General features: G+C 63.7%; 2 protein-coding genes. Both read left to right on the top strand.

Annotated features, from left to right (window positions below):
- A partial coding sequence (locus tag NHF53_RS09755) for a glycoside hydrolase family 43 protein (RefSeq protein ID WP_252834015.1) occupies positions 1–1,599 on the top strand: 1,599 nt, incomplete at its 5' end.
- A gap of 65 nt (positions 1,600–1,664) precedes the next feature.
- Positions 1,665–1,985: IS5 family transposase (locus tag NHF53_RS09750; protein WP_252834014.1), on the top strand; the 321-nt coding region annotated here is incomplete at its 3' end.

The raw sequence follows: 1,985 nt of genomic DNA, 5'->3' as shown, positions 1-1,985 counted from the left end.
CCGGGCTTCAATCCGGATCCGTCGATCTGCCGGGTCGGCGAGGATTATTTCATCGCGACCTCCACCTTCGAATGGTATCCCGGCGTCCAGATTCACCATTCGCGGGATCTGGTGAACTGGCGGCTCGTCTGCCGGCCCCTCAATCGCGCAAGCCAGCTCGACATGCGCGGGAACCCGGACAGTTGCGGCATCTGGGCGCCGTGTCTCTCCTACAGCGAGGGGCTGTTCTGGCTCGTCTATACCGACGTCAAACGCTTCGACGGCAACTTCAAGGACGCGCACAACTACATCGTCACCGCGTCCTCCGTCATGGGTGAGTGGTCCGATCCTGTCTATGTGAACTCTTCCGGTTTCGACCCCTCGCTCTTCCATGACGACGACGGGCGGAAATGGTTCGTCAACATGCAGTGGAACCACCGGACCGAGAGCTATGGCGGGGCGCCGAAGCATCCGGCCTTCGACGGCATCCTGCTGCAGGAATGGGACGCCGAGAAGAAGCAACTCGTCGGACCGGTGAAAAACATCTTTCCCGGCAGCGCGCTCGGCCTCGTCGAAGGGCCGCATCTCTTCAAGCGCAACGGCTGGTACTACCTGACGACCGCCGAAGGCGGCACCGGCTACGACCATGCCGTCACCATGGCCCGCGCGCGGACCATCGACGGACCCTACGAGCTCCATCCGGACATTCACCTCATTACATCAAAGGACCATCCGGAGGCGGTGCTGCAGCGCGCCGGACATGGCCAATATGTCGAGACGCCGGACGGTACGCCCTATCACACCCATCTCTGCGGGCGGCCGCTGCCGCCCAGGCGGCGCTGCACGCTGGGCCGCGAGACGGCGATCCAGAAATGCGTCTGGCGCGACGACGGCTGGCTCTATCTCGAAGATGGCGGCCCGGTCCCCGCGGTGGAGGTGCCGGCGCCGGGCGGCGATGTCGCCCGCGTGGAAGCTCCGGCCGTCATTGCACATGATTTCAATGGGCCGGAACTGCCGGTCGAATTCCAGTGGCTGCGCTCGCCTGTGCCGGAGCGGCTCCTCAGCCTCTCCGCCCGCCCGGGTTTCCTGCGCCTCTTCGGGCGGGAAAGCATCGGCTCCTGGTTCGAACAGTCACTGGTCGCGCGGAGGCAGGAGCATCATCGCTTCCGCGCCGAAACCTCGCTCGAATTCTCACCCGACACTTATCAGCAGGTCGCAGGACTCACCCACTACTACAACCGCTACAAGTTCCATGCGCTCGGCATCACGCTGCACGAGAAGCGCGGGCGGGTCATCACGATCCTGAGCTGCCCCGGCGATTATCCGAACGGCCGGCTGAGTTTCCCGCTGGACAGCGGGATTGCCGTTCCCGAAGGCCGGCTCGACCTTTCCATGGAGATCCGCGACAACGACCTGCAGTTCTTCTGGCGACCCGCCGGCGCCGTCGACTGGAAGCCGGTCGGCCCGGTGCTGGACGCCGGTGTCGTTTCCGACGAGGGCGGCCGTGGCGAGCACGGTTCCTTCACCGGAGCCTTCGCCGGCATGTTCGCCTTCGACACCAGCGGACGGGCGGAACCGGCCGACTTCAGCCGGTTTGTGTACGGGCGTCTTAGGCCGTAAACTCATAAAATCACTTTGTGTTTTTGGCTAGTCGTGATTCAAGGCTTCCGAATAAGGGAGCCTTCATGACGCGTCGCCGCTACGAACTTACGGACCACGAATGGTCAATCCTTTCGCCACTTCTGCCCAACAAGCCTCGCGGCGTTCCTCGGGTCGATGACCGCAGAGTGCTGAACGGCATCCTTTGGCGGTTCCGGACAGGTTCGCCCTGGGCGGAAATCCCGGAGCGCTACGGGCCACCGACGACCTGCTACAACCGTTTCGTCCGCTGGCGCAAGGCCGGTGTCTGGGACCGGCTTCTTGAGGCGGTTTCCAAGGCTTACGATGGCGATATCGTCATGATCGACTCGACCTGTGTCCGTGTTCACCAGCATGCGGCCACGGGA

The sequence above is a fragment of the Ciceribacter sp. RN22 genome (genome assembly GCF_024054295.1).
Taxonomy (GTDB): Bacteria; Pseudomonadota; Alphaproteobacteria; order Rhizobiales; family Rhizobiaceae; genus Allorhizobium; species Allorhizobium lividum.
Note: the sequence above shows the minus strand (reverse complement) of the source record. Positions and strands in the feature narration are given on the sequence as shown.